This is a genomic window from Acidovorax sp. WCS2018Noco2-16 (assembly GCF_031843945.1).
Classification (GTDB): Bacteria; Pseudomonadota; Gammaproteobacteria; order Burkholderiales; family Burkholderiaceae_C; genus Paracidovorax.
The window spans coordinates 131,899-157,470 of the sequence record NZ_JAVTJJ010000008.1 but is presented as its reverse complement, the minus strand read 5'-3'; the positions used below and the strand labels follow the sequence as shown (position 1 = coordinate 157,470).

The window sequence follows — 25,572 nt, the reverse complement described above, 5'->3', positions numbered from 1 at the left end:
GCTGACGAGCTTGCGGGCACCACCCCAGCGTCAACGCCCTTGCTCGCTCCTGGGGCCGGGCGGCTTCCTACAATGGCGCCATGCTCCCACACGACCTGTTTTCCGGCGCGCCAGAAGCGCCTTTCGGCGCTGGCGATACCGGCCCCGCGCATCGCGTTGACCCGTCCACTTCGCCCCTGCTGCAGAACCTGAACGACGAGCAACTGGCCGCCGTCACCCTGCCGGCCGGCCATGCGCTCATCCTGGCCGGGGCCGGCTCGGGCAAGACCCGTGTGCTGACCACCCGCATCGCCTGGCTGCTGCAAAACGGCTACGCCACGCCCGGCGGCATTCTGGCTGTCACTTTCACCAACAAGGCCGCCAAGGAGATGACGGCGCGGCTGGCCGCCATGCTGCCGGTGAGCGTGCGCGGCATGTGGATCGGCACCTTCCACGGCCTGTGCAACCGCCTGCTGCGCGCGCACTACAAGCTGTCGGGCTTGCCTCAGGGCTTTCAGATTCTGGACACGCAAGACCAGCTGTCGGCCGTCAAGCGGCTGTGCAAGCAGTTCAACATTGACGAGGAGCGCTTTCCCCCCAAGCAGGTGCAGTACTTCATCAGCGGCTGCAAGGAAGAGGGCCTGCGTCCGGGCGATGTGGAGGCGCGCGACGCCGATGCCCGCAAGAAGGTCGAGCTGTATCAGCTGTACGAAGAGCAGTGCCAGCGCGAAGGCGTGGTCGATTTCGGCGAGTTGATGCTGCGCAGCTTCGAGCTGCTGCGAGACAACGACCCGGTGCGCGAGCACTACCAGCGCCGTTTTGCGCACATCCTGGTGGACGAGTTCCAGGACACCAACAAGCTGCAGTACGCCTGGCTGAAGCAGCTGGCGGGCGACACGGTGGAAGGGCGCTTTCAGCCGCGCGGCAGCGTCATTGCCGTGGGCGACGACGACCAGAGCATTTATGCCTTTCGTGGCGCGCGCGTGGGCAACATGGCCGACTTCGTGCGCGAGTTCGACGTGCAGCGCCAGATCAAGCTGGAGCAGAACTACCGCAGCTACAGCAACATTCTCGATTCGGCCAACGCGCTGATCAGCAACAACTCCAAGCGCCTGGGGAAAAACCTGCGCACCACGCAAGGCCCGGGCGAGCCGGTGCGCGTATACGAGTCGAACACCGACTTGGCCGAAGCGCAGTGGATGGTCGATGAGATCAAGCAACTGGTGCGCACCGATGGCTTCGAGCGCAAGGAAATCGCCGTGCTCTACCGCAGCAATGCGCAAAGCCGGGTGATCGAATCAGCGCTGTTCAATGCCAGCGTGCCCTACCGCGTGTATGGCGGGCTGCGTTTCTTCGAGCGGGCTGAAATCAAGCATGCACTGGCTTACTTGCGCCTGCTGGAGAACCCGCACGACGACACCAGCTTCATGCGCGTGGTGAACTTTCCGCCGCGCGGCATTGGCGCGCGCAGCATCGAGGTGCTGCAGGACGCGGCGCGCAGCGCGGGCTGCTCGCTGAACGACGCCGTGTCGGCCGTGCCGGGCAAGGCCGGCGCCAACCTGGGTGCCTTCGTCGCGCTGGTCGACGTGATGCGCGAGCAGACGCAAGGCCAGAACCTGCGCGGCATCATCGGCCAGATTCTGGAAGGCAGCGGCCTGCGGGAGCATTACCGCAACGAAAAGGAAGGCGCCGACCGGCTGGAGAACCTGGACGAGTTGGTCAACGCGGCCGAGAGCTTCGTCACGCAGGAAGGTTTTGGCCGCGACGCCATCGCGCTGCCCGTGGACGAACACGGCCCGAGCCTGACGCAAAGCCCCGCCAGCCAGGGGTTGGACCCGGCGCTGCCGCAGACCGACGAGCCGCTGCCTCCGGTGGCCGGCATCGTGGACGCCGACACGGGCGAGACCTTGTCGCCGCTTGCCGCCTTCCTGACCCACGCCGCGCTGGAGGCAGGCGACAACCAGGCCCAGGCCGGGCAGGACGCCGTGCAGCTGATGACGGTGCATGCCAGCAAGGGGCTGGAGTTCGACGGCGTGTTCATCGGCGGCATGGAAGAGGGGCTCTTTCCGCACGAGAACTCGATGAATGACCGCGAAGGGCTGGAAGAAGAGCGGCGCCTGATGTACGTGGCCATCACCCGGGCGCGCAAGCGCCTGTACCTCAGCCACTCGCAGACGCGCATGCTGCACGGCCAGACGCGCTACAACATCAAGAGCCGGTTCTTCGACGAACTGCCCGAATCGGCGCTGAAGTGGATCACGCCGCGCCAGCAGGGCTTTGGCACGTACGCTCCTAAATCTATAGCTGGTAGCGCTTATGGGTCAAGCGCTGGAGCCGGATTTGGCTTCAAATCTGAAACCTTTGCCAGCCCGCCCGTGCCTGCGCAGAAGGCGGCGCCCTCGCATGGCCTGCGCGTGGGGCTGGCGGTGTTTCACACCAAGTTCGGCGAGGGCAAGGTGCTGGCGCTGGAAGGCACCGGCGACGACGCGCGGGCGCAGGTCAACTTCCCGCGCCACGGCACCAAGTGGCTGGCGTTGAGCGTGGCCAAGTTGACCATCGTCGATTGACCTTGGGGATAGCCTTGGTGGCCGACCTGCGCAGGTCGGCCCATTCCTGGCCAGCCAATCAAGTGGGCAGGCACAGGATGGCGGCGCGGTCGGAGGCCAGCTTTTCTGCGTACAGCCCTTTGCGCTCGGGGGACAGCAGCGCGGCCAGCCCCTGCATGACCACCACGTCTGTGCCTGCCGGCGCGTCGCGGTAGCACTTGCCCAGCACGTCGACCGTGCGGGTCAGCGCGCGGGCTTGGTCGGGCGCGCTTTTCTCAACACTCGCGGCCTGCTGCTTCAGCCATGCCTCGTACGCGTCCAGCGTCTGCGCCTTCAACTGCAACCGGTCCGATTCGGGAATCATGCTGGCGTACAGCGCGGTGAGGCTTTGCGCGCCCGGTTGGCCCAGGTGCAGCACCGCGTCGTAGTGCGCTTCGAATGCCCCTTGCCGGTACACCACGCGCTGGATCCGGTAGCGCAGCTCGCCCTTTTCTCCACCCAAGGTTTTGACCAGTTCGCGGGCCGACGCGCTGTTGGCGTCGCCAGCGAATTGCTGCTGCAGTGAGCTGGTGATCTGTGCGTCGGAGGGGTAGGTGACGCCGCCGCCATCAAAGCCTTGGTTACCTGGTGAACAGGCGCTCAGCAGTGCGGTTAATGCGCAGGCGATTACCAGACGATTGAGCGGCATAACAGGGTTCAGATTTTTCATGACAGAGATGTGAATTAATCGGCAGAAACCATAACTTTCCGCGGCTTGGCTTCTGGATTCTGAATGTTGATTAAAGTGTCTTAATGATATTGAAAGTAACTGAATGATATTTTCGGGCCTTAACAAAGAATCTTTTGCCCCTCCGAGGGGGGTGGAGTGTAACTTTGTTCACATATTTTTGTATCAGCACTGAACGGTTCATTTTTCGTGGATTCTCTCAGGGCACGAACTTGAGATACCGGCTTTATTTTTGTAGGACGACGCGCTTTATTACAGCCCGAGGAGAAACTTTTATTTACAGCTGAAGTATGTGTGTCCGAGAAGAATTCGCTGGCCGGCCCATCGGGTCGCAGCTTTGATTCACATCGATCTGAAAGGATTTCTTCATGCGCAAAATCGCAATCACCGCCGTCGCCACCCTGTCCATGACCTGCGGCATGGCCTTCGCCCAGCACGGCAGCATCAGCGTTCCAGGGTTGGTTTCCGGCAGTGGATCGGCCGGTTCTGAAATCACCAACAGCCGGCTGACCGTGAGCGGCAACAAGGCCACGAACGTCCTTTCGGGCGGCGGCAAAGTGGGTGTCAAGGTCGCTGAGCTCGAAATGGAAGGCGTGGCCAACGTCAACACCATCAACATCACCGGCTCGAAGATCCGCAACAGCGAACTCACGATCAGCGGTAACGAAGCCACGGACATCAAGGCGATTGGCGGCACTGCCAACGTCAACAGCATCAACATCAACTGACGTCTCCGTTCGCTGGCGTGCCAAGGCGCCAGCGTTCTGCCGTGGGCCTGTGCCTCGCACCCCAGCCAGGCAAGGCCCACGGCAGAGCGGTCGGAACCCCCAGAAAAAAACTACGTGAAGGAGCCCTGTGCACCGGTCCCAACTCCCCTTCCGCAAGAACTTTCCCTGGCCCGCGGCCTGCCTGCTGGGGGTGACGGCAGTCGCACCGCTGGCCGCCGGTGCGCAGGAATCCATGCTGGGCGGCTTGGGCTGGCATGAGAACAGCCCGGGCACGCAGGTCGAAGGCAACAGTGAGGTGCGAGTGCAGGGCAACCGCTCCAACGCCCGCGTGGCGGCGACCGGCATCAAGGGTTCAGGCTTGGCCAACGCAGGCATGCAGGTGGATCTGGTGGGCACGGCGCAAGCCCATGTGGCCGGCCTGGCAGGCATGCAGTTGCGGCAAACCGCCGTGCAGGTGCTGAGCAACCAGGTCACGGGCTTCGTCAACGCGCTGGGCGGAGCCGCCACGGCGAACGTGGCGCTGATCGCCAGCGGCGAAGGCTCCAAGCCGCTGACGGCATCGCGGATCACGGTGTCGGGCAATCGGGCGTCGAACATTGCTGCCTTCGGAGCGGATGGCAAGCTGCTGCTGGGTACGGGCTCGCTGCAACTGCCCGGCCGCTCGTCGGGCAACAGCGTGCTGCTGGATGCGACAGAGGCCAGAGGGACACGGCTCACGGTGGCGGGCAACGAGGCGGCGAACGTGACATCGATCGGTGGTTCCGCGCTGGCCAACACGGTTACCGCAGCCCGCAGCCAGCTGACCGATGCCGACATTGCCCAGGTCGGCAACCGGGCGCGCGATGTGCGGGCCGGCGGCGGCTCGGCCGGTGTGGGGCGCGGCACCATCGCGGAACTCAACCTGACGGGCGTGGCCGCAGCCAATGCCGTGTCGATGGCGTCCAGCGAGCTGGCGCGCACGCGCATCACCCAGACGAACAACGAGGCCTCAGGCGTGGTCACCACCGGGGGCAGCGCGCTGGCGAACTCGGTGAGTTTTACCGACCACCGCTCCGGAGCCGGTCGGTACACGGCCACGTTGGCGGGAAATACTGCGAGCGATGTGCAGGCCTGGGGCGGAGAAGCCTCCATCCTGCAAGGCGCATTGGCAGACGTGCGTGTGTCGGCCTCGGCGCTGGCCAACTCCATCTCGATCACCCGGGGCCGCCTGGAGGCAGACCCTTCGCACCTGATTGCATCGAACGTGGCCAGAGGCGTGGCCGCCACCGGCGGCGGCGCATCGGCCAACAGCCTGTGGCTGGACGCCGCCACCGTGCGCGGCTCCACGATTGCCATCAGCGGCAACACGGCAGCGCAAGTGCAGACGGCGGGGATGGCGGGCCAGGTCGGCGGTGGCGTGGTCGGCAGCTTCGAGCGCAATGGCCGGGCCGTGGCCAACGGCGTGGTGGCCGACCGGCAGTCCACCCTGGAGCAGGCACCGCTGACCTTGGCGGGTAACGAGGCGCGCAACGTGTCCGGCAGCGGCGGGCTGGCGGCCGCCAACGCCGTGCTGTTGAGCGAAGGCCGGGCTCAGCGCACGGCGATCACGGTGGCGGGCAATACGGCGCGCGATGTGCGCTCGACCGGCTTTGCCGCCTCTGCGGGCGCTGGTCTGCTGTTCTCGGCTTCTCAGCAGTCGGCGGCACTGGCTAACGCCATCGCGGTGACCGGCTCGCAACTGGACGCATCGGGCGTGACGGTGGCGGGCAACGAGGCCACCCGCCTGTCCGCGCGTGGCGGCAGCTTGGTGGCCAACAGCGTGGCTCTGGAAAACGGCGGCGGCCGGGCGTCGCAGCTGTCTGCTGCGGGCCTGGTCGCGGGCAACACCGCGGCCGGCATCACCACCGAAGGCGGTGCCGTGTCGGGCGCTGCGGGAGCAGTATCGAGCGAAGCGCGCGCGCGTGCGGCGGCCAATGCGCTGCTGCTGCATGACGGAGCCCTGATCGACCGTGCGGCGAGCTGGAGCATTGCGGGCAACACGGCGCTCAACGTGCACGCAGCAGGAGGCACTGCGCTGGTCAACACGCTGGCCGCCTACCGTCAGGCATCCGTTCGCGGGGGCAGCGTAGTGCTGGCAGGCAATACGGCCGATGGCGTGAGGGCGGAGGGTGGCTCTTCCCAGGTGCTGGGCCTGGGCTCCAGCAGCAATGGGGTGCTGGCGGCGAACTCGGTCTATCTGGACGGCTCGGGCGCCGTGGGGCTGTCGCGCAGCAGTGCCGTGTTGGCGGGCAACACAGCAAGGCAGTTGCAGGCGCAGGGTGGCCGCGTCAATGCCAACGCCTTGTCGGTCAACGCAAGTGGGCAGGTGAACGACTCGTCGGTGGTGATTGCCGCCAATACGGCGGCGAGCGTGCGCAGCGAAGGGCGCGAGGGCACGGTGGCCGGGTTCGCCGCCTTCGGCAAGGGTGTCGGACAGGCCAATGCCAACGCGGTGCAGGTGCTGTCCCGCCTGCAGGCGGGCAGCATCCAGTTGGCGGGCAACACGGCGGGTAGCGTGACGGCCGTCGACGGACTGGCTGCCGCCAACAGCTTCGCGCAGGGCGCGGGCGATGTGCGTGCAGTGCAGGTGGCCATCACGGGCAACACCGCCGGTGCCGTGCGGGCAGAGAACGGCCAGGCGGCTCTGGCCAACAGCGTATTGACCGAGGGCGCCCTGCAGTCGGCTGCCGTGACGGTGGCGGGCAACCAGGGCGGGGCGAAGTCCGGCGGCGAAGAGGCGCTGTCCAACAGCGTGCGGGTGCAAAAGCGAGGGCGTGTCCAGGGTGCGTCGGTCACCGTGGCGGGCAACCAGGGCGCGTCGAACGGAGGCGTGGCCAACAGCGTGGACGTGGCGGGGAGCGTGCAGGGCGGCAGCATCACGGTGCTGGGCAATCAGGGGCGCGCCGACGGCGGTGGCGTCATCAACAGCGTGACGGGCGATGGACGGCTGTCGGGCAGCCAGATCACGGTGATGGGCAATTCCGGTTCTGCCACCCGCGGCACGGCCAATAGCGTCTCCAACGGTGGCTCGATCACCGGCTCGAACATCACCATTCTGGGCAACCAGGCCTCGGTGCGCGGTGGCGGCACGGCCAACAGCGTGGACAACAGCGGCTCGCTGGGCGCAAGCCAGATCGTCATCGCGGGCAACACCGCACAAGTCAACGGATCCGGCGTGGTCAACAGCGTGCGCAACCGCGGCAGCATCACCGGTGCGAACATCGCCATCATGGGCAACCGGGGCAGTGCCCAGGGCGGCGGCACGGTCAACAGCGTGGACAACCGCGGCAAACTGACAGGTCGGGTGGTGATTGCAGGCAACGACGGCAGCACGACGATGGGCGGCACCGTCAACTCGGTCGTCAACCAGGGTGTGCTGACAGGCAACGTGCTGATTGCTGGCAACCGGGGGCGGGCTTTCGCGGGCGGTGTCTCCAACTCGCTCATCAACCAGGGCATCGTCACCGGCACGGTGGCCATCGTGGGCAACACGTCGGCCGCTGCAGCCGGAATGACCTCTGGCAGCGTACGCAACATCGGTGGCGCCATCACGGGAGCTGCCGGTGTGGCCGGGAATGCGGCCTACGCGGCGAATCCCGGGTACACCTACACGGTGCCTTCATCGGGCGTGATAAACCAGTCGGTCACTGTTTTGCCTGCAGTCAACCTGCTGAGCATGTAGTGGCAAAAGCGGGTCATTGTTTGTCGAACGAGGAGTCAGTCCTATGAAAAAGACGGTATCGAGAGGCCTCCGTGCGAGCGGATGGTGGGCGCGCTATGGGTGCACGCTGGCAGTGGCTTGCTGCGCGGTGGGCGCGCAGGCCCAACTGGTGAACTACAACGAGCAATTGAGTAACTACAAGGACGTGAACCAGAGCGGCGTGAAACTGCAGGACAACGTCTATCCATCGGTCAGTTCCAAGGCGCGCGTCAACCGCGCCATCGCACAGAACTCCCTGGTGGAGCAAAGCGCGCTGGTACAGCCGGACGGGACGCTCAAGCTTCCGGACGATCAGAAGAACATCGTGATCCGATCGACGTATTCGGACGTTCAGCGGGGTGCCGATGGCACGTTGCGCATCGCCAGCCCGGTCATCCAGGGCCCGGTCAACGGCAACGTGACGCTGTTCGTCGAGGGCCGCGGCGTTGAGAACATCACCGTGATCAACTCCGGCCGGTGAACGGCTTGCTTTCCCAGGCGTGCAGAAGAAGAGGCTGCGCCAGCGCTGTCGCGAGTCTCAGACCCGCCGGCGCAATCCCATCAACGACATAGCGAACAATCATGATCAAGAAAACCATGCGGTGGGGAGGCGCGCTGGTGGCGCTGGCTCTGCTGAGCGGGTGTGCCACCACGGAAAACGCGCTCAGCGACGCATCCAAGCTGATGGCCGAGCGCGACGCAGAAAAACTGCTTCCCGTCACCAACCTGAGTTCCTACTCACTGGCCCTGGGGCGGTTCGGCAACATGCTTGACGTGTACAAGGATGGCGATCCCATCATCTACATGCAGACGCGCAGCATTCTGGATGCCACCAACCTGTCGAGCCCCTTGGCGGGCGCAGAGATTCCGGGCGACATCACCGAGATGGTCCGTACAGCGGTCAACCGCATTGGTGCACGCGTGGTGTACGTGCCCTATCACCCTGACTATCTGGTTGCCCAGGCGCAGCTGGGCGCGAAGTTCGGCGTGACCATGCCTGACTTTCTGATCACGGGCGCATTGACCGAATTCGACCGCGCCATTGCCGGTGCAGGGCGCGTGAACTCGGCAGGCGTGGAGTTCGGTGGCGGCAATGGCAAGGTCACGCTGGGTGCTGACGTCAAGCGCACGGCCATCTTCTCGGCCTTGGCACTCGATCTGAATCTGGTGAGCTTTTCCACGCAGCAGATGGTGCCGCGCATCCAGTCGTCCAATGTGGTCAAGGTGCTGAACTTCAGCTCGGAAGACAACGCCAGCCTGGGCTTTTACGGCGATGCATTCGGCTTCAAGATGGAAGGCAAGTATCTGCAGGGCCGCCATTCCGCGATCCGCACTCTGGTGGACTTGAGCGTGCTTGAGCTGGTGGGCAAGGCCACGAACACCCCTTACTGGCGTTGCATTCCCGGCGGCACGCCCGACCCGGTGGTGATCGAAAACATGCGCGCGGCCTTCACAGGTTTGACGCCCGAGTTGAAGCTCGGTCTGATCCAGGTGATGCTGCGCAAGTATGGCGAGCCGGTACAGGTGACTCAGAAACTGGATGACCCAACCAGAACCGCTTTGCAGAAGGTCTATTCCGAACGCTTTGCCGACAAGGGCGAGGTGGACGTGCTGAAGTGGGAAGGCTTCGAGCCGCTGTTCTTCAACGTGCCCATGTCGTGGGAAGCGCGGGCCACGCAGCCCGCTGCGGCTGTGGTGCCGGTGGGCAGCGCCGCGCCGGCAGCCCAGACGCCACCCGCCACCGTGGCGAAAGGCGTGGCAAAGGCAGGCACATGAGAACGTGTAGTGCGAGCCGCTGGATGCGCACGGGCTTGTGCGCCGCAGGCCTGTCGGTTGCAGGTATCGCCTGGGCACAGTCGAGTGGTGCGGTCGGGTCGTCCGCTGCCGCGCCCTCTCCAGCGCCCGCCGCCCCGGCAACCGCTGCCGCGGCCACATCGACGGTACGTGGGACGCCCGCAGCAGGGGAAGGTGCCCGCTTCGTGGAGTCGTGCAACCAGTCCATCGAAAAGGGCGTGGCCGGGTTGGGTTGCCAGGGGCCGATCTACCGCAACGAACTCGAACGGCTCAAGCAGGAAGCCTTAACGACGCAGAACCCGCAGCTGCTGTCGTTCGTGGGGGACGCGTATCAGAACCAGCGCTCGGGCATCGCGGACATCAGCCAGGCCTATCGCTGGTACCTGCTGGCTGCGGTGCGGGGCGACCCGCGCGCCATGCAGCAGCTGTCCGAAATGAACCGCCAGGGCCGCGGCGGCTTGCCGCAGGATCGAGTGAAGGCGCTGGGTTACGCCCGGCTGGCTGAGCGCCTGGGCAGCCCGGGCATGGCGGCCGCATCGGAGGCCACCCGCGTGATCACCGAACTGGGTGGGCAGATGGCGGCGGAAGAGGTTGCATTGGCAGAGCGTTTTTCGCAAGAACTAGAGGCGCAGGTTCGGCAAAGGCAGTCGGGCAATGCAACTGGTGCCGGTCTGCCGGCACCTTCGCTGACCGTGCCTTCTGCAGCAGGCACGCTGCCAGGCACGCCGAACGCGATGCCCTCGACCTTGGCTCCATCGGCCACCACGCCCTCGGCCCCTGCAGGCGCCGCGCCACTGCCCGGCAGCCGTCTGCCGGGAACTCCTTTGCCATGATGAACGTTGTTCCGATTCGCGTTGCCCCGCGCGTGCTCCTGCGTCTGATCGCGGTGTGCGCATTGCATTCGACTGCACAGGCCCAGATCGGGCCTTCGGGACCGATCGGACCGGTAGGTTCTACCGGAACGACAGGCCAGAGCGAGCGTGCGGCCAAGCCATCACAACCCGCTGCGTCAGCACCAGTTCCAGGTCGGCAAACTCCACGCGAGGTCAACGGCAACAGGCTGGAAGTCACCGGCAATACGGCGACCCAGGTGGGTTGTGGGCCGGCCAACACAGCGGTGAATTCCATCGACGTGAACGCGCAGCGCCTTGAGGGCCGCACGGTGATCGTGCAAGGCCGCAACAGCAGCGATGTCAACGTGCAGCCCTGTCCTACGAACGAAGGCAAAACGAACAAGGCCGCACCAGCGCGCCCGCACGACACGCAAGTCAACAGTATTCGCGTGCGCTGACGTCGCGCGCCACCTCATAACAATTGAAAGGCACAGGGAATGACAACTTCCACCATGCAGCGCTCTCGCAGTTTTGCTGTCCCCCAGCGCGCAGCAGTGCTGGCACTTGCTACGCTGGCGCTTGGCTTGGCGGCCTGCAAGGATCAGGCAAGCACTGCAGCAGCACCGGCTGCGCCTGTGGCAGCCGTGCCTGCAACACCAGCAACGCCCGCAGCACCGCAAACGCCAGCGGCTCCGGCGGTTGCTGCCGCTCCTGCTGCGCCAGCCCTCGCGGCAGCGCCCGCCACGGCCGTGGCGCCTGCGCAAGCCAGCGCGCCCCGCAAACTGCCGCTCGGAGTGCAGGGGGTCGCGCCAGCGGGCGTGACGGTGCGTGTGAAGAGCGTGGAAATCGGCGGTGATGCCACCGTGCTGGACGTGAGCATTTCCTTTGCCAACCGCATCACCGACTCGACCATGCTCGCCTTGGCTGACACCTATCTGCAGGACGAATCGGGGGCCAAGTTGCACATCAAACGCCCTGACACCAATCGCGACATCACCATTCGAGAAGGTGAAACGCTTAACGGCCAGCTGGTGTTCCTGGGCAGCGTGGCGCCCACCGCCCGGCAGCTGAAACTGGTCTTCAATGACGGCGCCAAGGGCGACAACATCGTGTCGCCAGGTTTCTCCATCGACCTTCCGTTGCAGGGCGGTTGATGCAGGGCGCAATGTGGCTACGCATGGCGGGCGCGTTGCTGGCGGGTGGCGCTTGCGCTGCCGTTGCGGCCCAAGGCTTCATCGTGGACCGCAGTGGCCGGCCGCTGGCGCAGGTATCGACGCAGCTTCGCGCCGTGAACGACGCCCCCAGCACGCAATTGCATGCACAGAACGTCACTGGGTCACTGGCGCCACAAGGCCCGGCCACGCAACTGCAGCCCCAGGCAGGGCCGGTAACGATGCTGCGCGAGGCGGAGGTGCCACCAGCGCGGCTGGAGCAGACCCGCGCGTTGCTGCTGGAGCTGAAAGCGCAGCCGACGCCGCAGCAGGCTATATCGGTCGACCTGCCCGCAGACGTGCTGTTCGATTTCGACAAGGCCAGCTTGCGGCCCGACGCGGCAGCGCCGCTGGACAAGGCTGCCGAACTCGTCAAGAGCTATCCGCAAGCGCCGCTCACCGTCGTCGGCCATACCGACAGCAAAGGCACCGACGCGTACAACGACGAGTTGTCGCAACGCCGCGCCGACACCGTGGCGCAGGCATTGCAGCAACGCACCACGCGCCTGCCGCAAGCGCGCGGCAGCGGTGAGCGCGAGCCCATTGCGCCCAACGCCACGCCGGATGGGCGCGATGACCCGCAGGGCCGTCAGCTCAACCGCCGGGTGCAGATACTGATTGGCGCGCTGCCCGCTGGCACCGGGCACTCATCACCAAGGAATTGACATGGCATTGATCCGTTGCCCCGAATGCTCGCGCGAAGTGTCGTCGCATGCGCCTGCATGCCCCGGTTGCGGCTACCCGTTGAAGGCGGGTGTTTCTAATGAGAAGCAACCGGCCTGGGAATCGCCGAGCGTGTGGGGCCGCATTGCGGCGATGTTCGGCGCCTGGATGATCGCGCCGTGGATCGCGCGGCTCGTCTTCGGGCTAGGCGCGCTGGTGCTGGGTTACTTCATGTTCACGAAAAAGTGAACCGTCGTCCGCTGCTGCCCGCGTACGTCAAGACGCAGCAACGGCCCAATGATTGTCCATGCGCGCGCCTGCCAGTGCCAGGGTGTGCGGGTGCTGTTCAGGCGACCGACCCAATGCATCTCGCAGTGAATGGTCGAGCCCGGCTGCCCACAGTTGCCGTTCGGCGTGGGCCAGCGCGCAGACTTCAGGCAGATCGACCAGCCCGCGCCACGCGCCTTCGGGCGTGAAGGTCGCGATGCCGCCCGCCCTTGGACAGCTGACCGCCCAGCCATCAGGCGCCGCAGCGATGCTGCCGCCGTAGCCGCGCAAGGCAGCCTGCGAGGCTTGCGGCGCCTGCGCCAGGCGCAGTTGCTTGCCATCGAAGAGCGCGAGTACGGGCGCGGCGGCGCGTGCGGTGGCTTCGTCGTGTTCGGCCTGCAGTGCGATGCCGAGCGTCGAGCCCTGGGCATCCCAGGCCAGGTGCCGCAGGCTCAGGCGCTGGTCGGCCAGGCGCCATTGCCCGCGCAGCGCGCCGGTGGTGCCATCCAGTTGCACGATGGAGGAGTCCATGGTGTGCAGATCGCGCTTGACGCGGCCGGTCTCCGGTGCGGTGGGAACGCCGCCATTCGCGACGATCAACTGGGGCGCAGCGGTTTTGCTTTGACCTTGTGCCGCGACGGGCGCCCACAGCAGTTCGTGCGCGTCGATGCCGTGGGTCGGCCATTCGGCCAGGGTTTCCAGGCTGCGCGCGTCGCGCCGCGCGACCAGGCTCGCCCCGGTGTCGATGTCGGTTTCGGTGGTGTAGAGCGAGCGGCCATCGGTCGATGCGATCACATGGCCGTTGAAGGAGCGGGTGGGGTCCACCCAGTGCCACTGCGGCGGCGCGGCGGCGGCGGGGTTCCACTGCACCAGCCAGTCGCCCGGGCGGCGCGCCGTGGCGACGATGCTGCCGTCGCGAAGCGCGTGCACGCCATGGGCCCGGGTGGGCACTTCCAGCGCGTGCAGCACCTGCAACGGCGCGCCTGCGGTGCCGCCCACAGAAAGCAGGCCGATGCGGTAGCCGCCATCGGCCTGCTGCCATGCCGCCACCAGTCTGGGCCCTGAAGCAGCTGGTTTTGCCAACGCCACCGCATGGCACGACAAGCCAAGCAGGCCCAGCCATTGCAGCGCCGACCTACGCGACAAGGCTGCGGGCCGTGCGTGGGGCAGGCGCATGTCAGTCACCATCCGCGTCCGAAAAACCGATGCTCACTTCCAGCGCCGGCGCGATCTCCGCCTCGGCCAGGCGCTTGAGGGCCGCCAGTTCACGCGCGGTCTGTTGCACCTGCGGGCCGTTGTTGCCACGGGCCTGGTCGAGCGCGGCGAAGGCCGTGTCCACCGTCTGGGTCGCCTTCAGCAGGCGGTCTGCCAGAGGGTTCAGGCCCCGGCCGCGCAGATAGGTTTCCAGCGGCACCAGCGCCTGGCCCGGCGCAGGCGGGGGGGCATCGGCGGGCAGCACGGCCAGTGTGCGCAGGGCCTGCCATTCGGCCTTCCAGGCGGCCGATGTCTGGCCGCTGGCGGCGCGGGGATACTCCGGCGCGCGTGTGCCCTGCGCGGCGCGCAGCGGCTTTTCCATGTGCGCCCAGCGCAGGCGCTCTATACCACCCACCCATTGGTTGATGAACTCGGCCATGGCCTGGGTTGAACGCTCCTGCTCGTCCTCTGCCGCCCAATCGGTACGGGCAGCAGTTTCGAAGGCCGCGCGCAATGCCACGGCTTCGCGCTCCACATCCAGCGCGACCTCCACCGCGTAGCTGCATGCGGGGGTGGCCGGCGCTGCGGGTTGGGTCCACAGCAGCCATTCCAGCGCGGGCAGGCCCTTGGCGGGCGTGCCAACGCGCTCGAAGGCGCTGGCGCCCTGCGGCTGCGTCTTGATGGCCCGCTCGATCAGGTTGGGCCGCGTGGGCGCGAAGTCGATCTGCCTTTGCGAGCGCCGCGCGATCACCGGGCCGACCGAGGCGCCCGAGAGGTGCTCCCACGCCAGCATGGTGTCGGTCCAGGCGGCGCGAGCGCCCGTGAGCGCGGCGTCGCGTTGCGCGGCCGGCGCTGCGCACAGCGCGCGCAAGGCCACGGGCAGCGCCTGCGACGCGGTGGCGAAGGCGGCTGCGCGCGGCGCACCCCAGTGCCCGTACAGGCTCTGCAAGGCGTGGGTGGTGTCGTAGAAAGGCACGGCCTGCACACGCCAGCCGGTCTGGGCATGGGTAACTTCCACGCTGGCGAGGGTGCTCGCCAGCGTCAGGCAGACGCCCAGCAGGGCGTGCCGGCGTGGAGTGGTGAGAGACAGGGTTTTCATAGCGATTCCACGAATCGAACCAGCGCATCGCGGTCCGCCTTGTTCATCTTCAACACGTTCTTCTTGGCGTCTTCGGCTTCGCCGCCGTGCCACAGAACAGCCTCCAGCACGCCGCGTGCCCGGCCATCGTGCAGCAACCGGGTGTGGCCGTTGACGTCCTTGATGAGGCCGATGCCCCAGAGCGGTGGCGTGCGCCATTGCTGGCCGCTGGCCAGAAAGTCGGGGCGGCCGTCGGCCAGGCCTCCGCCCATGTCGTGCAGCAGCATGTCGGTGTAGGGCCAGATGCGCTGCCCCGACAGTGCCTTGCTCGTCAGGCGCGGGAAGGGGCCATCCTTGGTGACATAGCTTGGCCGGTGGCATGTCGCGCATTGGGCCTGGGCAAAGAGCGCCTGGCCGCGGAGCACCTGGGTGTCGTTCACGTTGCGGCGCCCGGGTGGCGCCAGCGTGGCCTGGTAGAAAACCACGTCGTCGAAGGTCTTGTCGTCGATCTCCACACCCTTTTGCCCGCGTGCGCTCGCACTCACGCCGCTGGGCGAGGCGCCGCAGTCGGCCTGCGTGGTGGTGCAGGCTTCGCTGGGGAAGTGGCGCGAGGTGATGCCCATGTCGCCGACGAAGGCGCCGCCCGTCTGGTGCGCGATGGTGGCGACGTTGGCTTTCCAGCCGAAGCGTCCCAGCAGGGTGCGGCCCGAAGGCGCATCCCACACGCGGTTGGGCATGCCCTTGATCGGACCGGGCGAGGCGGCCTGGCTTGCAGCGTTGGCCAGGATGTCGGCTTCGGCGATGGCTTCGAGCAGCCCGACGCCGATGATCTGCGGCGCGATGCGCGGGCTTAACATTGTCTCGGCATGCAACGGGCCATAGCCCAGGTCACGCACGCCGTAGTGGGGCTTGAGCAGCGAGTAAGGCGTGCCGTCGGCAAACTTGCCGCGAATCGTGTCGTAGCGCAGCGTGGCCGTGCCTTCCGGTTTCACGCCGTGCACGGCGGCAGTATTGAGCTGGTCGCCGTAGACCGGTTCGGGGTTGGGCCCGCCATGCGGGTCGGTACCCGGAATGGACAGGCGAATCAACAGCGACACCAGCGGATCGCGTGTTTCGCCCAGGCGGTTGAAGATGGCTGGCGGCTCGCCACGGCCGTCCTGGATGTGGCAGCCACCGCAGGAGCGCGCGATGAAGTGCGGCCCCAGGCCATCGCGCGCCGTGGTCGAGCCGCCGGTTTCCACCCAGTTGCGCCGGAAGAACGAATTGCCGATGACGAAGCGCGTGCGTTCTGCATCCTCCAGATTGGCGGCCGGAAATGAAAATGCGTTGCGGCCGGTGGCGAAGATGGTCGTATCGCCGCCGGTCTTCTCGCCCAGCGGATCGGGGTTCCCGCTGGCCACCAGCCCCGTCGCTGCGGCAAGCCCGGCCGCCGCTGCGACAAGGCCCCGCAAGGCTGCCCGGGAAGAAGCAAAATTCCGTCGCATCGATGACATCAGATCAAGGCTGCACCAGGGTCAGCTGCGTGATGCCGATGGCGTTTGCCGCCTCGACCAAGTCCTTGCTCTGTTGCGTCAGGCTGTTCACGGCCTTCTGGATGCGCTGGCGGCCGGGTGCGTCGTTGCCGCCGATGATCTCGCGATCAAACGGTGCCTGAATGCGTTCGGTCGCAGCGACCGATGCGGCGATCTGCGCGGTGGTCTTATCGGCGAGTTGGGGGTTCTTCGCGGCGACCAGTGCACGCAGCGACGGGCCTTGCACCACGCTGCCGTCGGCGCGTTTGTAAGTGCCCAGCCAGACGTTCTGGATGCCCTGCGCATTCGTGACCGCATCGCGGTGTGTGTTGTCAGAAAAGCAGGAATGCTCGTCTTCCTGGTCCTGACTGTTGAGCGCCACTTCCAGCCGCTCGCCAGCGAGTTCGCCCCGCGACAGCGAGCCCAGGCCCACCAGCATCTTGCGCACCGATTCCTGCCCGCCCTTGGCGAACTTCGCGCCGTAGTTGTTCTTGGCTTTCGGATCCCAGGCCTTGACCAGGAAGGTCAGGTCGTCGATCAGCAGGTCGGTCACCACGTTCAGGTACTGGCGGCGGCGATCGGCGTTGGGCTTCTTGCCGTCCACGAAGTCTTCGAAGCTGCGGTTGCCCGGGCCGGTTTCGGACAGATCCTGGCCCCACAGGAAGAACTCGATGGCATGCCAGCCGGTGGCGATGTTCTCTTCGCCGCCGCGTTCGTTCTGCGCCGCCAGGTTCTTCTTGTTGATGACGAACTTGCGGTTGTTGATCAGGCCCGAATCGGGCTTGCCTTCGACGCTGTCCACATACGACTCGTCCATGGGCCAGGCGTTGAGCTGGCCTTCAGGGCCCTTTTCGTCGTCGATGGGGCCGCCGTAGAAACGGAAGGCCTCGGTCTGGCCGTAGAACTCACGTGCGGCCAGCCAGGTCTTGCGGGCTTCGGCCAGCGTTTCGGCAGAAGGTTTGGCGGTGAAGGCCTTGATGGCAGCCTGCAGGCGCTTGGCGGAATTCAGCGCGTCTTCGTAGTTGGCATGCACCAGCACTGCGTAGTGGGCGGCTGCCGATCCCGCCGTCATAGCTGCTGCTGCGGGGGCGGCAGTGGCAGCTTGCAGAGTCTGCGCATGTGCCGTTGCGCTCAGCGCTCCGATGGTCAGCACTGCGGCCAGTGCGGTGGTGTGGATGAACGGTGTGTGCATGCGCAGATCTCCTGATGCAAGGGCGAAGGGACGAGCCCGCAACACTGCACCCCGAGCGGTGCAGCGGGCTTCTCGGCGGTCGTTGCCTGAGCAGACCGCTAAGCCGATGCAAGAAGGGTGGAGATGTGCGAGCCCCAGGGTGAGGGGCCGTTGTCCGGGTGTGCCATTGCAATGGCGCCATGCCTGGGCTGTGACGCGTGGATTATATGAATGCGATTTATTTGCATCTCGCATTCTCGGTAGAAATTCAAGGGATAACCCGCGTCGCACACCACCTGGAACTGTCGCCGCAATGTCATGAAAGCTTCATGGTGTCGTCATCGCACGCTTCTACGCTCTGGCGGTTTGCTCTAACTACCCCACGAGGATTTCATGATCGATCCCGATGACATCGGCTACAACACCACGAGCAACCCGTCGCTCTCCACGCTGATTGAAGGCCGCCTGAACCGCCGTAACCTGCTGCGCGGAAGCGTTGCCACGGCTGGCGGTGCCATGCTGGGCAGCATCGCCCTGGCGGGTTGTGGCGGCGGCAGTGATGATCCTGCCCCGGCACCTGCGCCCGCTCCCACGCCCGTCAAGCTGAGCTTCAACCCCATCGCCAAGAGCCTGGCTGATGCCGTCATCGTTCCTGCCGGCTACACCGCCAGCGTGCTGTATCGCCTGGGCGATCCCATCGCCGCCAACGTGGCGGCCTACAAGAACGACGGCACGGATGACCCGGCCTCCTACGACCGCCGCGCGGGCGACCACCATGACGGCATGACCTGGTTCGGTGCCAACGCCACCGGCCGGTGGGATGCCAAGGCCGGCAGCCGTGGCCTGCTGGTGATGAACCATGAGTCTCTCACCCCCGTCTTCCTGCACCCTACCGGCCGCACGGTCGTGGGCGGCGTGCGCACGGTCTCCAGCGAAGTGCAGCGCGAGTTCTACCTGCACGGCGTGAGCGTGATCGAGACCGTCAAGGGCAGCGACGGCAAGTGGAGCTACAAGCAGGATTCCAGCTTCAACCGCCGCGTGCACACGCTGACGCCCATGGAGCTGTCCGGCCCTGTGCGCGGCACCGATTTCGTCAAGACCCGGTTCTCGCCAGCCGGCACCGCCACCCGCGGCACGGTCAACAACTGCGCCAACGGCACCACGCCTTGGGGCACTTACCTGACCTGCGAAGAGAATTGGTACGGCTATTTCTCGCGCACGGCCGCCACGGACGACGCCAAGCGTTCGGCCAAGGAGCTGGCCGCCATCAAGCGCTACGGCGTCGGCCCGCAGGCGTTCTATGGCCTCTGGGCCACCACCAAAGGCGCGGCCAGCCCGACCGAGCAGGACAGCTACGACCGCTGGAACCTCGATGTGACCGGCGCTGCGGCCGTGAACGACTACCGCAATGCCCACAACACCTACGGCTGGGTGGTGGAAATCGACCCGTTCAACCCCACCAGCACGCCCAAGAAGCGCACCGCGCTGGGGCGCTGCGGCCATGAAGGCGCCTGTCTGGGCGCCGTCGAGGCAGGCAAGCCGCTGGTCTGGTACATGGGCGACGACGCCCGCAATGAGTACATCTACAAGTTCGTGTCCAACAAGAACTGGGACGCGGCCGACGCCACCGGCGGCCTGGCTGCCGGCGACAAGTACATGGACGACGGCAAGCTGTACGTGGCCAAGTTCAAGGCCGACGGCACGGGTGAATGGGTGGAGCTGGCCTTCGGCAAGAACGGCATCACCGCATCGGCCGCTGGCTACGCGTTTGCCGACCAGGCCGACGTCCTGATCCACGCTCGCCTGGCCGCCGACGTGGTGGGCGCCACCAAGATGGACCGCCCCGAATGGACCGCCGTCAACCCCAAGACCGGCGAGGTGTACGTGACGTTGACCAATACCAACGCCGCATCGCGACCCATCGACAAGACCGACGCCGCCAACCCGCGCTTCTACAACGACCCCAAGGGCACGACGGCGCAGACCGGCAATCCCAACGGCCACATCGTGCGGTTTGCCGACAGTGGCGGCAATGCCGGCACCACGCTGGCCTGGGACGTGTACCTGTTCGGCGCGCGCTCCACGGCGTCGGCCGACATCAACATCTCGGGCCTGACCGCAGACAACGACTTCTCCAGCCCCGACGGCCTGTGGTTCAGCCACGCGACGCCCGGCCTGGCGTGGCTGGAAACCGATGACGGTGCTTACACCGACGTCACCAACTGCATGCTGCTGGCCGCCGTACCCGGCAAGGTGGGCGATGGTGCCAAGAAGACCATCACCAACGTGAGCGGCACCACCACCCGCACGCAGGACACCATCGCTGGCGCCAAGCCCGGCGAGAAGGACACGCAACTGCAGCGCTTCCTGGTCGGCCCGAAGGGCTGCGAGATCACCGGCATCGCCGAGTCGGGCGACGGTCGCGCGGTGTTCGTCAACATCCAGCACCCGGGCGAAGACACGAAGGACGCGGACATCGGCGACCCGTCGAAGTACCAGAGCCACTGGCCCGATGGCGGCACGTCGCGCCCGCGCTCGGCGACCGTGGTCATCACGCGCAACGACGGCGGACTGGTCGGCGTCTGACCTGCAGCGCATGCAGAACGAAAAAGGGCGGCTTGATAGCCGCCCTTTTTTTATGGTTGCTGACGTTGCGCCAGATCGGGTGTCAGTCCGGCAGCGGCTCTGACGCCGCCGGTTCTGCCGGTTGCGCAGTTTCGGGCGGCTGAAAGCTGTCGCGGAAGGTGAACACCACCGAAGTGAAGAACATGGCGGCCAGCATCAGCGCGGTGCCCACCATGATGCCCCCGGCAATGCCGGTGCCCAGGCCCACTACCGCCAGCAGGGTGACCAGCAAGCTGACGGCGATGCCCGCGCCCAGGAACACGCCGGTCCAAGCCAGGCCGTACACCGTGAAGGCGCCGAAGTTGCGCAGGCAGGCGACGATGCTGAAGAACAGTGCCTTGACCGGCGGCACGCCGTGCCAGTGCACCAGCCCAGGCGCATGCCAGAACAGCAGCGACAGCGGCACGTACAGCGCCAGCGACAGCCACATGGCGGCCTGGAAGTCGCCTGACTGCGCCACTTCGCGGGTCAGCGGTGCGCCGCCCAGGTACACGCGGGCGAACTGGCCATCGTCCACCAGGGCCGACAGCCCCATCACGGCGAGAAAGCCGACCGCGTACAGAGCGCCCAGCGTCAGCATGGCGCGCAGGCGGTGTTGGCCGGTGCGAAAAGCCACCAGCAGCAGCGCGGGCGTGGGAAAGCGGCCCTGCGTGGCTTCGGCCGCCGCCACCATCATGGCCAGCGTGGCCGAGGGCAGCAGCGCCAGCGCGACGGCCGGCCCCACCAGTGGCAGCAGCGAGGCCAGCGACATGACGGCCATGGTCAGAAAGAACAGCGCCGCCAGCGCCATGGGTTGGCGCCAGAACACGCGAATGCCGAGGCGAACCCATTCCAGGCCCGTGCGTGCGGGAACGATGTGCAGTTTCATGAGGTGTGTGTGGAGTGCGGCGCGCGGTGCCGGAGCGGATGTCCGAAGCGCGCGTGTGCGGGGAATTTACCCCACGCGCCCGGCGCGCGGGATTGCCAAGGCCTTTAGAACGTATTTACGTTCTTGGGGCGGTCAGGCGTGTAGGGGATGCGCCACGCGCTGGCGCAGCACGCGCTCGAAATGCGTGGGGTCGTGCGGGGTCAGCAGGGCGGCTTCGCGGGGTAGGTGAAAGTCCCACAGGCGCGAGATCCAGAACCGCAGGGCGCCCGCGCGCAGCATGGCGGGCAGCAGCGCGCGCTCGTCGCCCGTCAGTGGGCGCACGGCCTGGTAGGCATCCAGCAAGGCGGTGGCGCGGTCGGAGTGATGCGTGCCTTCGGCCAAGTCGATGCACCAGTCGTTCAGGCACACCGCCAGGTCGAACAGGAAGGTGTCCACGCCGGCGAAATAGAAGTCGAAGAAGCCGGTGAGCGACTCGCCCTCGAACATGGCGTTGTCGCGGAACAGGTCGGCATGCACCGGGCCGCGCGGCAGCGCAGCATAGGCCGATGAGGCCGCCACATGATTCTGGTAGGCCAGCTCAGACCGCAGCAGGTTTGCCTGCGGGCCGTCGAGAAACGGCAGCACCACGGGCATGGTGTCGTTCCACCAGGGCAGGCCGCGCAGGTTGGGCTGGTTGCGCTCGTAGCCCTGGCCCGCCAGGTGCATGCGCGCCAGCATGGTGCCCAGCGAGGCGCAGTGCGCCGCCTGGGGCTGCAGCTGGCTCTTGCCGCGCAGCTTGTTGACCACAGCGGCGGGCTTGCCGGCCACGCGGTGCAGGATGTCGCCGTCCGCATCGGCCTGCGGGTCGGGCACGGGAATGCCGGCGTGCGCCAGATGCTTCATCAGGTGCAGGTAGAACGGCAACTGCTCGGCAGACAGCCGCTCGAACAGCGTCAGCACGTACTCGCCCTGGTCGGTGGTGACGAAGTAGTTGGTGTTCTCGATGCCGCCCTCGATGCCGCGCAGCTCGGTGAGGGTGCCCAGTTGCAGGCGTTGCAGCAAGTCGCTCGCCTCGGGTGGGGAGACTTCAGTGAAGACGGCCATCGGTCAGGACAACGAAAAAACTACGGGAGACACGGCGCGGTTGGCTAGGCCACCGGCCGCATAGAAAGGGGATAGAGGGAAAAGCAGCGAGGCCGCGCGCTGGCGGCGCTCAGAACCGGCCGAGATTCCAGACGCGCGGCGCGGTCACGGTTTCTGCGCCGTTGCGGCTGCCCGGACGCGCGCGCACGCCGTCGGTCGGCTGCACTTCATAGGACGGCATGGATCCGCCCTTGGGCTGCACGGTGATGCTCTGGGTCTGCCCGCCCACGCGCAACTCGTCGACACGGCTGCCTTCGTCTTCGACCACGATGCGTTCCACGCGCTGGTTGTGGCGATTGCCGGCCTGGTCGCGATCGGTTGTCACGTCACGCTGGACGCTGCCCGCCGGCGCGGCAGGTTGTTCGGGGTTCTGGGCCAGAACCAGGGCCGGGGCCGAAGCCAGGGCCAGCAAGAGGAGGGTGTGGGCGGCGCGCATGGGGCGGATTGTAGGGTGTGCGCCCACTGACGTGTGGACGCATGCCCGTTTTGCGGCATGGGTGGCGGCGCTCCCTTGGCGGGCACAATCTCGCCATGAGCAAACCCAAGACCCTGGTGCTGGTGGACGGCTCCAGCTATCTCTACCGCGCCTTCCATGCCATGCCCGACCTGCGCGCGGTGCCCGGCGACCCGACCAGCCCGGCCACCGGCGCCATTCGCGGCATGATCAACATGCTGCAGGTACTCAAGCGCGACGTGCCCAGTGCCTACGCCGCGTGTGTGTTCGACGCCAGCGGGCCGACCTTTCGCGACACGCTCTACCCCGAGTACAAGGCCCACCGCGCACCCATGCCGGACGACCTGCGCGCGCAGATCGAGCCGATCCACGAAGTGGTGCGCCTGCTGGGCTGGCCTGTGGTGTGCGTGCCCGGCGTGGAAGCCGACGACGTGATCGGCACGCTGGCTGCCTGCGCCGCGCGCCAGGGCATTGACGTCATCGTCTCCAGCGGCGACAAGGATCTGTCGCAGCTGGTCGACGAACACATCACCATCATCGACACCATGAACGGCAAGCGCCGCGACGTGGCAGGCGTGACGGCCGAGTTCGGCGTGCCGCCTTCGCTGATGGTGGACTACCAGACGCTGGTGGGCGACACGGTGGACAACGTGCCCGGCGTGCCCAAGGTGGGCCCCAAGACCGCCGCCAAGTGGCTGGGCGAATACGGCTCGCTCGACGCGCTCATCGCCCGCGCAGGCGAGATCAAGGGCGTGGCCGGCGAGAACCTGCGCGGCGCGCTGGAGTGGCTGCCCAAGGGGCGCGAGCTGGTCACCATCAAGACCGACTGCGACCTGGCCGGGCATGTCGATGGGCTGCCTGCTATGGATTTGATAGCTTTCGGCGCAGAAGATACGGGCGCTTTGCGCGATTTTTATCAAAAGTTCGGTTTCAAGGGCTTGGCGCGTGCGCTGGAGGTCGATACGCCGGCCAGCGGCACGACCGCCCTGCCGGGTGCGACGGGCGCCACTGGCGACCTGTTCGCCTCGCCCGAAACCACCTTCGTCGCCGAGGCCGCGCAAGGGCGCGAGGTGGCTTACGACACCGTGCTGACCTGGGAAGAGTTTGATCGCTGGTTTGCCCGGTTGCAGGCGGCCGACTTGGTGGCGGTGGACACCGAAACCACGTCGCTGGACGAGCTGCGCGCCGAGATTGTCGGCCTGAGCTTCAGCGTGGAGCCGGGCGCCGCCGCCTACATTCCGCTGCGCCACGCAGGCCCCGACGCGCCCGAGCAACTGCCCATCGACGAAGTGCTGGCGCGTCTGAAGCCCTGGCTGGAAGACGCCACGCGGCCCAAGCTGGGCCAGCACGTGAAGTACGACCGCCACGTCTTCGCCAACCACGGCATCGACGTGCAGGGCTACGCGCACGACACCATGCTGCAAAGCTATGTGCTGGAAGTGCACAAGCCCCACGGCCTGGCCAGCTTGGCCGAGCGGCACCTGGGCCGCACCGGCATCAGCTACGAAGACCTGTGCGGCAAGGGCGCCCACCAGATTCCGTTCGCGCAGGTGGCGGTGGACAAGGCGGCAGCCTATTCGTGTGAAGACTCCGACCAGACGCTGGACGTACACCGCGTGCTGTGGCCGCTGCTGCAGGGCGACGAGAAGCTGCGCGGCATCTACGAATTGGAGATGGCCAGCAGCGAGACGCTGTTTCGCATCGAGCGCAACGGCGTGCTGATCGACGCCGCCACGCTGGCCAATCAGAGCCACGAGCTGGGCCAGCGCATCCTCACGCTGGAGCAGGAGGCCTACGAGATCGCCGGCCAGCCGTTCAACTTGGGGTCGCCCAAGCAGTTGGGCGAGATCTTCTTCGACAAGCTCGGCATGCCCGTGGTCAAGAAGACCGCGACCGGCGCGCGCAGCACCGACGAAGAAGTGCTGGAGAAATTGGCCGAGGACTACCCGCTGCCCGCCAAGCTGCTGGAACACCGCAGCCTGTCCAAGCTCAAGGGTACCTACACCGACAAGCTCAGCCAACTGGCCAACCCGTCCACCGGCCGCGTGCACACGCACTACGCGCAGGCCGTGGCAGTGACCGGCCGCCTGTCCAGCAACGACCCCAACCTGCAGAACATTCCGATCCGTACGGCAGAAGGCCGCCGCGTGCGCGAGGCCTTCGTCGCGCCACCGGGCCGCGTCATCGCCAGCGCCGACTACAGCCAGATCGAGCTGCGCATCATGGCCCACCTGTCGGGCGACGCGTCGCTGCTGCACGCCTTCACCGAAGGCCTGGACGTGCACCGCGCCACGGCGGCGGAAGTGTTCGGCGTCGATGTCGAACAGGTCAGCAGCCAGCAGCGCCGATATGCCAAGGTCATCAACTTCGGGCTCATCTACGGCATGAGCAGCTTCGGCCTGGCGAAGAACCTAGGCATCGAAACCAAGGCCGCCGCCGCGTACATCGACCGCTACTTCCAGCGCTACCCCGGCGTGAAGCAGTACATGGACGAAACCAAGGCCCAGGCCAAGGCCCAGGGCTACGTGGAAACCGTCTTCGGCCGGCGCCTGTACCTGCCCGAGATCAACTCGCCCAACGGCCCGCGCCGCAGCGGCGCAGAGCGCGCGGCCATCAACGCGCCCATGCAGGGCACGGCGGCGGATCTGATCAAGAAGGCCATGGTGGAGGTGCAGCGCGTGCTGGACGCCGAGAAGCCCGAAGTGCTGATGATCATGCAGGTGCATGACGAACTGGTGTTCGAATTGCCAGCTGAGGAAGAGGCATGGGTGCGCTCGGAAGTGCCGCGCATCATGGCGGAGGTGGCAGCGCTGAAGGTGCCGTTGCTGGCTGAAGTGGGCGTAGGACCGAATTGGGACAAGGCGCACTGAGGCGGGGTAGCGCCGCTGTGGTAGCAGAAGTTTGAATGATTTTGGCGCCTGGCGCTTATCTGGTAAGCGCTAGCAGCTATCAAAATAGAAGCAATGGGCATCCGCCGCAGTCACGCGGACGAGGCCACGGTTGCACCGACGAGCCTGCGCCAATTCGCCTGCCCGGCTCTTCCTCGGAGCCGGGCATTTTTAGCTGTCAGGCAGACCGGAAAG

At 66.4% G+C, this 25,572-nt stretch carries 20 protein-coding genes; 12 read left to right on the top strand and 8 right to left on the bottom strand.

The genetic code is table 11. The annotated features are described in order from the left end of the window. Positions 1–80: 80 nt before the first annotated feature. On the top strand, positions 81–2,546 hold the full coding sequence (locus RQI28_RS15690) for a UvrD-helicase domain-containing protein (protein ID WP_311223594.1): 2,466 nt from the start codon (positions 81–83) through the stop codon (positions 2,544–2,546). A 58-nt stretch (positions 2,547–2,604) separates the two neighbouring features. Here RQI28_RS15690 and RQI28_RS15685 read toward each other — a convergent pair whose 3' ends face one another. Next, entirely contained in the window at positions 2,605–3,234 is a 630-nt protein-coding gene (locus RQI28_RS15685; RefSeq protein ID WP_311223593.1) for a hypothetical protein, read from the bottom strand. 386 nt (positions 3,235–3,620) lie between these two features. Here RQI28_RS15685 and RQI28_RS15680 point away from each other — a divergent pair, with 386 nt between their 5' ends. From RQI28_RS15680 to RQI28_RS15640, 9 genes are all read left to right on the top strand, one after another. Next, complete coding sequence (locus RQI28_RS15680) at positions 3,621–3,980, top strand: hypothetical protein (RefSeq protein ID WP_311223592.1); 360 nt, start codon at positions 3,621–3,623, stop codon at positions 3,978–3,980. Positions 3,981–4,107: 127 nt separating this feature from the next. Further along, the gene (locus tag RQI28_RS15675) at positions 4,108–7,680 is read left to right on the top strand and encodes a hypothetical protein (protein ID WP_311223591.1); all 3,573 of its coding nucleotides are present in this window, start codon (positions 4,108–4,110) and stop codon (positions 7,678–7,680) included. A 43-nt stretch (positions 7,681–7,723) separates the two neighbouring features. Beyond that, positions 7,724–8,179: a hypothetical protein gene (locus RQI28_RS15670; protein WP_311223590.1), complete on the top strand. Its 456-nt coding sequence runs from the start codon at positions 7,724–7,726 to the stop codon at positions 8,177–8,179. 101 nt (positions 8,180–8,280) lie between these two features. Further along, positions 8,281–9,474 (top strand): hypothetical protein, encoded by a 1,194-nt coding sequence (locus RQI28_RS15665; protein ID WP_311223589.1) that lies wholly within the window; start codon positions 8,281–8,283, stop codon positions 9,472–9,474. Then, positions 9,471–10,325 carry a sel1 repeat family protein gene (locus tag RQI28_RS15660; protein ID WP_311223588.1) on the top strand — a complete coding sequence of 285 codons (855 nt, stop codon included), beginning with the start codon at positions 9,471–9,473 and terminating at the stop codon, positions 10,323–10,325. Before RQI28_RS15665 ends, RQI28_RS15660 begins: the two co-directional genes overlap by 4 nt. Next, on the top strand, positions 10,322–10,783 hold the full coding sequence (locus RQI28_RS15655) for a hypothetical protein (protein ID WP_311230438.1): 462 nt from the start codon (positions 10,322–10,324) through the stop codon (positions 10,781–10,783). The genes RQI28_RS15660 and RQI28_RS15655 overlap by 4 nt, the downstream gene beginning before the upstream one ends. Before the next feature lie 39 nt (positions 10,784–10,822). Then, positions 10,823–11,479 carry a hypothetical protein gene (locus tag RQI28_RS15650; RefSeq protein ID WP_311223586.1) on the top strand — a complete coding sequence of 219 codons (657 nt, stop codon included), beginning with the start codon at positions 10,823–10,825 and terminating at the stop codon, positions 11,477–11,479. An 11-nt stretch (positions 11,480–11,490) separates the two neighbouring features. Next, entirely contained in the window at positions 11,491–12,201 is a 711-nt protein-coding gene (locus tag RQI28_RS15645) for an OmpA family protein (protein WP_311223585.1), read from the top strand. 1 nt (position 12,202) lies between these two features. Beyond that, positions 12,203–12,448: a zinc ribbon domain-containing protein gene (locus RQI28_RS15640; protein ID WP_311223584.1), complete on the top strand. Its 246-nt coding sequence runs from the start codon at positions 12,203–12,205 to the stop codon at positions 12,446–12,448. 27 nt (positions 12,449–12,475) lie between these two features. Here RQI28_RS15640 and RQI28_RS15635 read toward each other — a convergent pair whose 3' ends face one another. Genes RQI28_RS15635 through RQI28_RS15620 form a run of 4 tightly spaced genes read right to left on the bottom strand, consistent with a single transcriptional unit; the run spans position 12,476 to position 17,441 of the window. After that, positions 12,476–13,642 (bottom strand): DUF1513 domain-containing protein, encoded by a 1,167-nt coding sequence (locus RQI28_RS15635; RefSeq protein ID WP_311223583.1) that lies wholly within the window; start codon positions 13,640–13,642, stop codon positions 12,476–12,478. Between the two features lies 1 nt (position 13,643). Further along, a complete protein-coding gene (locus RQI28_RS15630) occupies positions 13,644–14,759 on the bottom strand; it encodes an imelysin family protein (protein WP_311223582.1) in 1,116 nt (371 codons plus the stop codon). Next, complete coding sequence (locus RQI28_RS15625; protein ID WP_404976914.1) at positions 14,756–16,222, bottom strand: di-heme oxidoredictase family protein; 1,467 nt, start codon at positions 16,220–16,222, stop codon at positions 14,756–14,758. Before RQI28_RS15625 ends, RQI28_RS15630 begins: the two co-directional genes overlap by 4 nt. A gap of 13 nt (positions 16,223–16,235) precedes the next feature. Continuing rightward, positions 16,236–17,441 (bottom strand): imelysin family protein, encoded by a 1,206-nt coding sequence (locus tag RQI28_RS15620; RefSeq protein ID WP_311223580.1) that lies wholly within the window; start codon positions 17,439–17,441, stop codon positions 16,236–16,238. Between the two features lie 372 nt (positions 17,442–17,813). Here RQI28_RS15620 and RQI28_RS15615 point away from each other — a divergent pair, with 372 nt between their 5' ends. After that, a complete protein-coding gene (locus RQI28_RS15615; RefSeq protein ID WP_311223579.1) occupies positions 17,814–20,006 on the top strand; it encodes a PhoX family phosphatase in 2,193 nt (730 codons plus the stop codon). An 82-nt stretch (positions 20,007–20,088) separates the two neighbouring features. On the opposite strand, the gene RQI28_RS15610 is transcribed toward RQI28_RS15615, so the two are convergent. The 3 genes from RQI28_RS15610 to RQI28_RS15600 form a co-directional block, all read right to left on the bottom strand. After that, complete coding sequence (locus RQI28_RS15610; RefSeq protein ID WP_311223578.1) at positions 20,089–20,913, bottom strand: BPSS1780 family membrane protein; 825 nt, start codon at positions 20,911–20,913, stop codon at positions 20,089–20,091. Positions 20,914–21,045: 132 nt separating this feature from the next. Further along, entirely contained in the window at positions 21,046–21,996 is a 951-nt protein-coding gene (locus tag RQI28_RS15605; protein WP_311223577.1) for a homoserine kinase, read from the bottom strand. A gap of 109 nt (positions 21,997–22,105) precedes the next feature. Continuing rightward, a complete protein-coding gene (locus RQI28_RS15600; RefSeq protein ID WP_311223576.1) occupies positions 22,106–22,471 on the bottom strand; it encodes a hypothetical protein in 366 nt (121 codons plus the stop codon). 95 nt (positions 22,472–22,566) lie between these two features. Between RQI28_RS15600 and polA the strand changes: the two genes are divergently transcribed. Continuing rightward, a complete protein-coding gene (polA, locus tag RQI28_RS15595; protein ID WP_311223575.1) occupies positions 22,567–25,359 on the top strand; it encodes a DNA polymerase I in 2,793 nt (930 codons plus the stop codon). Positions 25,360–25,572 lie beyond the last annotated feature (213 nt).

Excerpts from the sequence above, each read along its gene's own strand:
- RQI28_RS15690 (WP_311223594.1), top strand. The coding sequence starts at position 81 with ATGCTCCCACACGACCTGTTTTCCGGCGCGCCAGAAGCGCCTTTCGGC.
- RQI28_RS15685 (WP_311223593.1), bottom strand. The coding sequence starts at position 3,234 with ATGAAAAATCTGAACCCTGTTATGCCGCTCAATCGTCTGGTAATCGCC.
- RQI28_RS15680 (WP_311223592.1), top strand. The coding sequence starts at position 3,621 with ATGCGCAAAATCGCAATCACCGCCGTCGCCACCCTGTCCATGACCTGC.
- RQI28_RS15670 (WP_311223590.1), top strand. The coding sequence starts at position 7,724 with ATGAAAAAGACGGTATCGAGAGGCCTCCGTGCGAGCGGATGGTGGGCG.
- RQI28_RS15665 (WP_311223589.1), top strand. The coding sequence starts at position 8,281 with ATGATCAAGAAAACCATGCGGTGGGGAGGCGCGCTGGTGGCGCTGGCT.
- RQI28_RS15660 (WP_311223588.1), top strand. The coding sequence starts at position 9,471 with ATGAGAACGTGTAGTGCGAGCCGCTGGATGCGCACGGGCTTGTGCGCC.
- RQI28_RS15655 (WP_311230438.1), top strand. The coding sequence starts at position 10,322 with ATGATGAACGTTGTTCCGATTCGCGTTGCCCCGCGCGTGCTCCTGCGT.
- RQI28_RS15650 (WP_311223586.1), top strand. The coding sequence starts at position 10,823 with ATGACAACTTCCACCATGCAGCGCTCTCGCAGTTTTGCTGTCCCCCAG.
- RQI28_RS15645 (WP_311223585.1), top strand. The coding sequence starts at position 11,491 with ATGTGGCTACGCATGGCGGGCGCGTTGCTGGCGGGTGGCGCTTGCGCT.
- RQI28_RS15640 (WP_311223584.1), top strand. The coding sequence starts at position 12,203 with ATGGCATTGATCCGTTGCCCCGAATGCTCGCGCGAAGTGTCGTCGCAT.
- RQI28_RS15635 (WP_311223583.1), bottom strand. The coding sequence starts at position 13,642 with ATGCGCCTGCCCCACGCACGGCCCGCAGCCTTGTCGCGTAGGTCGGCG.
- RQI28_RS15630 (WP_311223582.1), bottom strand. The coding sequence starts at position 14,759 with ATGAAAACCCTGTCTCTCACCACTCCACGCCGGCACGCCCTGCTGGGC.
- RQI28_RS15625 (WP_404976914.1), bottom strand. The coding sequence starts at position 16,222 with ATGCGACGGAATTTTGCTTCTTCCCGGGCAGCCTTGCGGGGCCTTGTC.
- RQI28_RS15620 (WP_311223580.1), bottom strand. The coding sequence starts at position 17,441 with ATGCACACACCGTTCATCCACACCACCGCACTGGCCGCAGTGCTGACC.
- RQI28_RS15615 (WP_311223579.1), top strand. The coding sequence starts at position 17,814 with ATGATCGATCCCGATGACATCGGCTACAACACCACGAGCAACCCGTCG.
- RQI28_RS15610 (WP_311223578.1), bottom strand. The coding sequence starts at position 20,913 with ATGAAACTGCACATCGTTCCCGCACGCACGGGCCTGGAATGGGTTCGC.
- RQI28_RS15605 (WP_311223577.1), bottom strand. The coding sequence starts at position 21,996 with ATGGCCGTCTTCACTGAAGTCTCCCCACCCGAGGCGAGCGACTTGCTG.
- RQI28_RS15600 (WP_311223576.1), bottom strand. The coding sequence starts at position 22,471 with ATGCGCGCCGCCCACACCCTCCTCTTGCTGGCCCTGGCTTCGGCCCCG.
- polA (WP_311223575.1), top strand. The coding sequence starts at position 22,567 with ATGAGCAAACCCAAGACCCTGGTGCTGGTGGACGGCTCCAGCTATCTC.